The following is an 8,939-nucleotide window of genomic DNA, read 5'->3' as shown; positions in this document are numbered from 1 at the left end:
GGATCTGAAAGGGGTGTAGTTTTCGGGCATCAGAGATAAGACGCACCCATAGCGTAGCCCTTTACAGGGCTTTTTAGAAAAGCCGGATTATTTCATAGTGTTGTTCACCTCCAGTTAAATTGAGATTTGGTTTCTTCCTTTTGTTTTCCCTATCCTGCACCGGCAGGTTTTATTCCGAGGATTTTCATAGGCTTCCCGCAATGGGGGCATTTAAAAACAGCCCTTGGCCGACACACTATTGTCATAATCCGGACGTGGAGAATCATCTGTACCAGGAAGAGCAGTTTTTTTGCATTACCGTGAAGGAATCCGTAATCTCTTGTCCTACGAAATCCACGGGGCAGCACATGAAGCAGGATCAGGTGCAGGAAATCTTCACCTTTAGGGGTTCGATTGCACACCTCTTTGGTTTTGCCGTCAATATACTTGAAGATCACCTGGCCGTCCTGGTTGGCAATGATATTACGTTCGCTGATCACTCCCCGGTATAAATATCCGGACAGATACGTCAGGGCTGAGATGCCGGTTCCGACTCTGGTACAATCGACAACCCATTTGTGACGAGTACCTTTGGGAATCGGCAAGTCTTCTTTGTTCAATCCGTCCAGGAAACGTGCTCGAAAAACCTTGGCCAGGGCTTTCTGGTTAAACAAATATCAGATTTTCCACCTCACCAGGGGTCAGAATATCCGGAATGGTTTTAATCTTAGGCGGCTTGACGATATTCAACCATTCCCATTCTTTTTTCAGAACATATTTCCCAAAATGCTGAAGCCCGAGACGATCAATTTTAACCGTACTCCATGAATGTGATTCAACCATCTGTTGGATTCCGTCCCAAATCCATGAATCCTGATAAAAAGATTTGACACGTGTTCGAGATTTTAATACGTATTAGCATAAAAACTTTCATCCAGGACAATTGCCATGACCCAGAAAATTACTTTGAGCATACCGGACAGACTACATGAAAAACTCAATGCATGGAGGAGTGCCTTTAACCTTTCAAAAATGTTTCAGGATGCGTTGAGTGATGCCATTGAAAAAAAAGAGGCCTTTAGCAAGATGCTTTGTGAAGAGTTTGACATGACCCAGATCGTCAACCGGCTTCAGCAGGAGAAGGCGCAGTGGCTTAAAAATTTCTACAATGCAGGCAGAAATTTGGGCTTTGGCTGGGCCCAGGGCGCTCATTACCAGGATCTGTTATACGTACTGGATTATGGCGATACGTGTGAAGACGGACATGAAATTGTCCGGCACAGCCGTTTTAAAGCATATTTCGAGCATATCTACGATACCCATGACCTGACCCGCTATGCCCAGCAAGGTGGTGTTGATCATGAAAAAAGATTTCTGGAAGGCTGGTTTGACGGGGTCAACGCATTCTGGAATGAAGTGAGGGAGTATATTTAAGCATGAAAAAATCTGCCACTATACTTGGCATTGATGCCGGATCCGTATCTGTTCATCTTGCCGTTGTTGATATGAATGGCAATCTTTTGCATAAAGCATCTGAATACCATCATGGCGATGTCAGGACATGCCTGACCAGAATGCTGGCCCATAAGGCCCTTTCATCCGTGACCCATGTGGCAAAAACCGCATCCACACCCGCAGATGTCAATGCAACGTTCTGTGTTGACGAACAGGTGGCTGTAATACGTAATGCACGTCACATCCATAAAAATTTCAGCGCTATTCTGCATGTGGGTGGGGAAAAGTTTTTCCTAAGCCTGTTTGACAGCCATGGCAATTACAGAGGCCAGCGGCATAATTCGGGGTGTGCTGCAGGCACCGGCGCATTCCTGGACCAGCAGGCCGGACGGATTCACCTGCAGGGATCGGCGCATATTTCAGCCCTGGCCCTTGAAAACCGCGGCCAGCGACCGGATATCGCCACCCGGTGCGCGGTGTTTGCAAAAACGGATCTGATCCATGCCCAGCAGCAGGGCTATGATCTTAAACAGATCTGTGACGGGCTTTGCTACGGGCTTGCCAGAAATATTGCCAATACCTTGTTCAAACAGAATATCCCAGAAAAAGACATCATATTCTGCGGCGGTGTTTCCCAAAATAATGCCGTTAAACAGCATCTTGAATCCATTATCGGCAAACCCCTTGTCAAAAGCGGGCATGCCCTGGTTTACGGGGCCATGGGCGCAGCACTGTGTCTTGCTGATGAAATAATGAATACCCATGCACCTTCCCGGTCATTTAATGATGTCAGCGAGTTTTTCCTGGACCGGAAAAAAACAAAAGGAGACCTTAATCCGGCCCTTGATCTTACCCTGTCTGATTATCCGGATTTTTCATCCGTGACAGCCCTTGATTTTGAATCCGTTGAAATTGAAATTTTTAAACCCATTGTTCATGGCGCTACTGTTAAAAGTTTTCTAGGGCTTGATGTGGGGTCCACCAGTACCAAGTGCATTATTACCGACCAGGATGGTGAACCTGTTGCCGGATTCTACACCCGGACCGCATCAAGGCCCGTGAACGCTGTCCAGCACATATTTAAAGCCTGTGACCATCTCATGGCTGAAAAAAAGGTTATTTTCCAGATTCAGGGGTGTGGTACCACAGGATCCGGCCGACGTATTTCCGGCAAAATCATTGGTGCGGACCTGGAACCCGATGAGATCACGGCCCATGCCACCGCAGCCGTGAATCTTCACCCGGATGTGGATACCATCATTGAAATCGGGGGCCAGGATGCCAAGTTTACCCTCGTAAAAAACGGCCAGGTTACGTCATCGGCCATGAATACGGTATGTGCCGCAGGCACCGGCAGCTTTATTGAAGAACAGGCCATGCGCCTTAACTGCCCGTTATCCGAGTATTCCCACAGAGCGCAGGGCATTGCGGCACCTGTATCCAGTGACCGGTGTACTGTTTTCATGGAAAGGGATATTAATTATTTTTTTGCCGAGGGGTATGGAAAAAACGAGATTCTGGCCTCCGTGCTTCATTCGGTACGCGACAACTATCTGACCAAGGTCGCCAATATTGCCCAGATCGGCGACCGGGTCGTGTTCCAGGGGGCCACGGCCCGGAACCGGGCACTTGTGGCGGCCTTTGAGCAAAAATTGAATAAGCCCATCCATGTATCCCGGTACTGTCACCTCACCGGTGCCCTTGGTATTGCCCTGATGGCCAGGCAGATGAAGGAAAAAGGCGAGCTCTCGGAATCGGGCTTTAGGGGGTTTCACCTGTGGAAAGAGAGCATTCCGGTACGGCAGGAGGTTTGCCAGCTTTGCACCAACCATTGCAAGATCACCATTGCTGAAGTTAAGTCAGAACCCCTTGCCTATGGATTTTTATGCGGCAGGGATTACCAGACTAAAAAACGCGTTAAATCTTCAGGGCGTTATGATCTTTTAGGGCTTAGAAGAGAGGTGCGCCACAGAATCCTGCCCGGGCAACCCGTTTTTAAAGACAATGGGAAAAATATAACCATCGGCCTTCCCAATGCCCTTCACATGGCCCAGGACCTTGAGTTCTGGCAGATTTTTTTCAAGGAACTTGGATTACATGTGTTGACCAGTCTCAAGTGTACCGATCCTGTCAAGCAGGGTAAAAAGGTTGCCGGAGCCGAATTCTGTGCGCCTGTCCTTGCGCTGCACGGCCATGTGGGTTTTCTTGAGGATAAATGCGATTATATTTTTCTGCCCTTTTACTTTGAAGACAAAACCAATGAAAAAGGTGTACGACGTCACCACTGCTACTATACCCAGTTTGCACCGGTAATTTTAAGTGGGTTGACAAACCCGGGGAAAATACTGTCTCCCATGGTCAGATATCTGTATACAAGCTTTCATACAAAAAGGCAGCTTTATGACACATTTAAGAAAATCGGAGCAGGCCTATCCTTTCTTGACATATCATCAGCCTGGGATCGGGCGCTAGCGGCCCAAAAACTCATGGAAAGCGCCCTTGCCGGACTGTGGGCGTCCCAACGGTCTGACAGCCGAGCGAACGTGCTGCTGCTTGGCCGTCCATATACGGTTTTATCTTCTGCCATGAACAATAATATTCCAGGCATTTTTGCCAATCTGGGCATAAAAACATTTTTCCATGACATGATTGACCTGGAAGGCGTTGATTATTCGCCCATTGAACCATTGCTCAAGCAAATTCACTGGAAGTATGCGGTCAAAAATTTAAAAGCAGCTTTTGTTGCCACCACAACCCAAAATCTGTATCCAGTTTACATTTCATCTTTCAGATGTGCGCCTGATGCCTTTGCCGTTGATTACTTCAAAGAGATCATGGCATCGGCAAACAAGCCCTATCTGGTACTGGAACTGGATGAACACGACTCCAGTGTGGGATATGAAACCCGTATAGAAGCTGCTGTCAGGGCTTTTGAAAATCACAGGCAACAGGATGCCCCCCCTCAGATCACAGATGCGTCTTTATTTATCCCGAAATTTGATAAAACCATTGAACAGAAAACCGTAATTTTCCCCAACTGGGATGCCATCTCAGGCCACCTCATTGTCAATATCATCAAAAATGAAGGGTACAATGCCATGTTGATGGAAGAAAGCCAGGAAACCCTTAAAAAGGCGCTTTTGACAAATACCGGCCAGTGCCTGCCCTTAAATGCCGTGGCATCCGGTTTTATCCATACCGTTGAAAAAAATGGGCTTGACCCGGAAAACACGGTTTTATGGCTTAATGAATCCGATATTTCCTGCAATATAAAAATGTACCCCTACCATATCCAGAAAATTTTGACCCGCCATGGAAAAGGGTTTGAAAAAGCCAGGGTCTATTTAGGGGAACTTTCTCTTTTTGACTTGGGGCTCAAGGCGTCAACCAACACCTATTTTGCCTATATGTTTGGCGGGCTTTTCAGGAGTATCGGCTGCAGAATCAGGCCTTATGAGATAAATAAGGGGCAGACCGATGCGGCGTTGCGCACCGCTGCCGCCATTATGGGCACGGCATTTCTCACGGGTGGATCAAAGGAAAAAGCCCTTAAGGAGATCATGTCCATATTTGAAAGGATCTCTGTGAAAAAAGAAACACGGCCCAAGGTGGGGATATTCGGGGACCTGTATGTCAGGGACAACCGGATAATGAATCAGAACCTGATCCAGTTCATTGAGGATAATGGCGGAGAGGTCGTGACCACGCCTTATTACCAGTATGTAAAAATCATAGCCAATGCCTATTTTAAAAAATGGTTCAAGGAGGGAAAGTATTTAAGCCTGATTTCAAACAAGGCGCTTCTGGCAGCCGTAAAAACAATGGAAAAAAGATATTATCCATTTTTTGCCCCGTTTTTCAATGAAACGGAACTCAAGGCAAATGCATCCTATGACCATATCCTTGAAACTTACGGCATGCTGCCCGAACATACCGGCGAGTCCATGGATAACCTGCTCAAGATCCACTATATTGTGAATGAGCATCCGGATCTGGCCCTGCTGGTTGCTGTTAATCCGGCATTTTGCTGTCCGGGCCTTGTCACCGAGGCCATGGCCTCGCAGATTGAAAAAAAGATCGGGGTTCCGGTCATCAATATTACCTATGATTTGTCCGGAGGAAATAAAAACAAGGTGGTGGTGCCTTTCCTGAAATATTTAAAAACCTCCCCCTATTCCAAGAACCGGATGGCCTTTGTCTGTGTCTGACGTTGGGCTGGCAGGTACTTTTTGATTTCAGGATATCTTTTTATAAAGTCATCCTGAAATTCAATACGTTTGATATTGAACCGGCTGAGGGAGTCAGCAGCCCTGCGGTAACGCAGATAGTATGCATCATAATTTTTTAGATGGGCCACACTTTCTACCTTGGTTATGGCGTCGAAATTCTGGTAACAGAACTGCAGCAGAATTTCAAAATTATCCAGATAGTTTTCAAGGCTTTTAAAGTACTGAATCACGATGCGGTTATTGTAGTATCTTTTGATTTCATACACCCATTTCAAATCATTTTTAAGGAAGGAATCATTATGATGGTCCAAAAACTCAATCAGTTGTTTAATTGCGGCCTGATTATTATCAATATCCTGGCGAAGTTTGCCTATGAATACAATAAGTTGCCCAAGCTTATCTATTTTTGACTGAACCTTGTGCTGCTCAAATTCAATGAAGTCGTTATCCAGGTTATGGGTGGTCTGTTTAAGGATTTCGCTGTAGCGCATAAGCTGTTGGGTAACAGGCGGCAAATTCACATAGTTATATTTTGCATTCATTTTGGAATAAATAAAGATTTCCCCGGCAGCTACAAGGGAAAAGCAGGCCAGAAAAATCAACAGGAAAACCAACTTATTATTTTTTCTGGATTTAACTATGAAATACGGGGTGGTTACAGGCGCTGCAAATACAATGGCCGCCCACCATATAGGAAGATTTCGACGTTTGCATTGTAAAAATATCAGGCCGGATAAAATAAAAATAAAAGGGAAATAAATATAATACATGCGTTGAAATTTCCTATGGGGTTAATTTTTCCTATGGGCCTTAATGGTATAACCAAAGCCGTCAGATTGCAGTGTAACAGCTCCCATCAGATCGGTTCGGAAAACCATGATCCTGTTTTGCCGATACCGCTGTAAAACCGTCCGGCAGGGGAACTTATGTCTGTTCATATATCCACATGATATTACTACTCCTGCCGGACTTACTTTATCAAGAAAAATTTTACTTGAACTGGAACAACTTCCATGGTGGGGTGCCATAAGGAGATCGGCTTTAAGGCTGAAATTTTTTGTATGCGCAAGCTCCCTTTCCCTTTTCCCCTCGATATCGCCGGGAAAGAGCATGGAAAAAGACAAAAAATCGAGCCGGATAACAAGACTGTTGTTATTGCGGTTGTCAGCGATGGCGCCGCTTTTTCTGCCAAGAATACTTATCTTGACCTGATTCCATGAAAACCGGCTGGGGTCAGAGTCTGGGACATGAATTTTGATGCCTTTTTTTTCAGCGGTACGCATTATATTTTTAAAAAAGACAGATGAGAATGTATCATGATTTTTTATCCATTGTCTGACCCTGAAATTTTCAAAAATAAAATCAAGGCCATTGATATGATCACAGTCCGGATGAGTCAGGATAACAGCATCAAGTGTCAGAATCCAGTTCTTCCACAAGAAGGGACCCACAATATACCGGCCGGTGTCAAAACTGGAACGTCCGCTAAACCCACCGGCATCAATGAGCAGGGTTTTTCCGTCAGGCGCAATGATAACAGCAGCATTACCCTGTCCTACATCCAGGGTATGCACCACCAGTTTTCCCGGGTAAAATCTTTTTAACATCCCCTGGCCTAGGGATACCATGCCTGCCGCAGCCAGAAGGAAAGTCAGGTATATGAACGCCTTGTTTTTTTCCATGATTGCCAATCCAAGGCAAAGTATCAGTGCATAATAGATTATAATTTCAATTGGCCGTGGTGTCACAACCCTGGCCCAGGTCCAGTCAAAACCGGCAATCCAATGAATGGCCCGGAGACAATATGAAAGCATGTGGATATCTAAAGTTAAAAAAAGGCGGGACAGACCAGGCAGAAAATCCATAAACATCAGTCCTGCCAGTCCCAGGGGAAGGCATAAAAAACCGATTACAGGAATCATGATAAGGTTGGTCCCCACCTGGACCATGGGAAACATATTGAAATAAAATGCGGTCACAGGGGCTGCGCCAATGCCTGCAAACACGGTTGTAAAAATCATTAAAGAAATTCTTTTGATCCATTTATTTCCAGGCGTGCCCAAGGTTCTCCCAAGAAAGATAAAACCTGAGATGATAAAGAAAACACAGGCAAATGAGAGTTGAAAAGAGATGGAGAATAAGGCCCCGGGATTAATAATAAGAATCAGACTTGCAGCAACGTAAAGGGTGTTTAAAGGATCTTTTTCCTTTTCCATGAGAAAGGCCGTTAAAAAGACTGCTGTCATGATCAACGCCCTTTGGGTGGATGGTGAAAATCCGGCAAAAAAGGCATAGGCAGTCAACGGCAAGAGGGTGAGAATGCCTGCTGTTTTTTTTGCACGGCCTGTTATGACATAAGACGGTTGCCGGTTTAATATAAAAATAAAAATAGAGAAAAAACCAAGTCCGACAAGGGACATGTGCAAGCCTGAAACCGCTAAAACGTGTGAAAGGCCTGCTTTGGAAAAATTATCACGGGTTTTTTCATGGATCATCTCTTTTTGTCCGGTAACCAGGGCGGTAAGCACAGCTCTGGCCTGGTTGGAAAAAAAATCAGGCTGCCTGTCATCTGTGTTTTTGGCGGCGTTGGCAACATGGTTCGAAAAGCGGTCCTGGGTTCTTTGCAGAAATCGCATGCCCCGGGCAAATGAACTGCTGTCAACCTTGCCTGTCCTCACAATGGTGTGCGAATTGGCATAAATGCTGCCGGTTATGCCTCGAAGGCGCATCCTGAATTCGTAATCATACCCGCCGGGGTTGGAAAAATTGCGTATGGCCCTGATTTTTGAAGTCACAATAATGTGTTCGCCAAAAAGCAGAGACGGTACAGGTTGCGTGTTGGCATCATGGTACAGGGTTAAAATCAATTTTCCTTCAGCCGGTGTTACAACCGTATTATCAGCACAGATACCCGTGCAATCCATCGTGTACCTGGTTTTATTTTGATATTTTTTAGGGATAGAATTAATGATGCCTGAGATACGGTAGGTTTCACCGTTGCAGAATTTGACAATGTGCGGGTCAGAATAATCGCTGGAGCAGAGACCTGCCATGCGAAACATTGTCAATCCAAAAGCCGCAAGACATGATAGAAGAATAAATTTATCACGCTTGGATAGCATAAAGACAATTGCGGCAAGCAAACACACCGCAATATAGCAGATCCGGGGCGGGACCGGTATACAGCAACCTGCCAGGTCACCGGCTATAAAGGACAGGAGGACAAAAAGCATTGGCGCAAGTGTTAACTTGTGCCTTGTGTTCACTTATGCCCTC

Annotated in this window: 5 protein-coding genes and 1 pseudogene; 2 read left to right on the top strand and 4 right to left on the bottom strand. The window is 45.6% G+C overall.

Annotated elements, in window-relative coordinates; translation table 11 throughout:
- Positions 1 to 149: 149 nt before the first annotated feature.
- Positions 150 to 656, bottom strand: a pseudogene (locus Q366_RS13905) (transposase); the annotation flags it as partial.
- A complete protein-coding gene (locus tag Q366_RS21330) occupies positions 646 to 822 on the bottom strand; it encodes a hypothetical protein (RefSeq protein WP_211251899.1) in 177 nt (58 codons plus the stop codon). The gene Q366_RS21330 and the pseudogene Q366_RS13905, both read right to left, overlap by 11 nt.
- A gap of 105 nt (positions 823 to 927) precedes the next feature.
- On the opposite strand from Q366_RS21330, the gene Q366_RS13900 reads away from it, so the two are divergent.
- The gene (locus Q366_RS13900) at positions 928 to 1,413 is read left to right on the top strand and encodes a hypothetical protein (RefSeq protein ID WP_035240007.1); all 486 of its coding nucleotides are present in this window, start codon (positions 928 to 930) and stop codon (positions 1,411 to 1,413) included.
- Between the two features lie 2 nt (positions 1,414 to 1,415).
- On the top strand, positions 1,416 to 5,642 hold the full coding sequence (locus tag Q366_RS13895; RefSeq protein WP_035240005.1) for an acyl-CoA dehydratase activase: 4,227 nt from the start codon (positions 1,416 to 1,418) through the stop codon (positions 5,640 to 5,642).
- On the opposite strand, the gene Q366_RS13890 is transcribed toward Q366_RS13895, so the two are convergent.
- Entirely contained in the window at positions 5,606 to 6,433 is an 828-nt protein-coding gene (locus Q366_RS13890; protein WP_035240003.1) for a hypothetical protein, read from the bottom strand. The genes Q366_RS13895 and Q366_RS13890 overlap by 37 nt on opposite strands.
- A 21-nt stretch (positions 6,434 to 6,454) precedes the next feature.
- On the bottom strand, positions 6,455 to 8,929 hold the full coding sequence (locus Q366_RS13885; RefSeq protein ID WP_245619965.1) for a DNA internalization-related competence protein ComEC/Rec2: 2,475 nt from the start codon (positions 8,927 to 8,929) through the stop codon (positions 6,455 to 6,457).
- Positions 8,930 to 8,939: the final 10 nt, after the last annotated feature.

This window comes from Desulfobacter vibrioformis DSM 8776 (assembly GCF_000745975.1).
Taxonomy (GTDB): Bacteria; Desulfobacterota; Desulfobacteria; order Desulfobacterales; family Desulfobacteraceae; genus Desulfobacter; species Desulfobacter vibrioformis.
Note: the sequence above shows the minus strand (reverse complement) of the source record. Positions and strands in the feature narration are given on the sequence as shown.

What these genes read in the sequence shown, in the direction of transcription:
- Q366_RS21330 (WP_211251899.1), bottom strand. Translation starts at nt 822, where the DNA reads ATGGTTGAATCACATTCATGGAGTACGGTTAAAATTGATCGTCTCGGG.
- Q366_RS13900 (WP_035240007.1), top strand. Translation starts at nt 928, where the DNA reads ATGACCCAGAAAATTACTTTGAGCATACCGGACAGACTACATGAAAAA.
- Q366_RS13895 (WP_035240005.1), top strand. Translation starts at nt 1,416, where the DNA reads ATGAAAAAATCTGCCACTATACTTGGCATTGATGCCGGATCCGTATCT.
- Q366_RS13890 (WP_035240003.1), bottom strand. Translation starts at nt 6,433, where the DNA reads ATGTATTATATTTATTTCCCTTTTATTTTTATTTTATCCGGCCTGATA.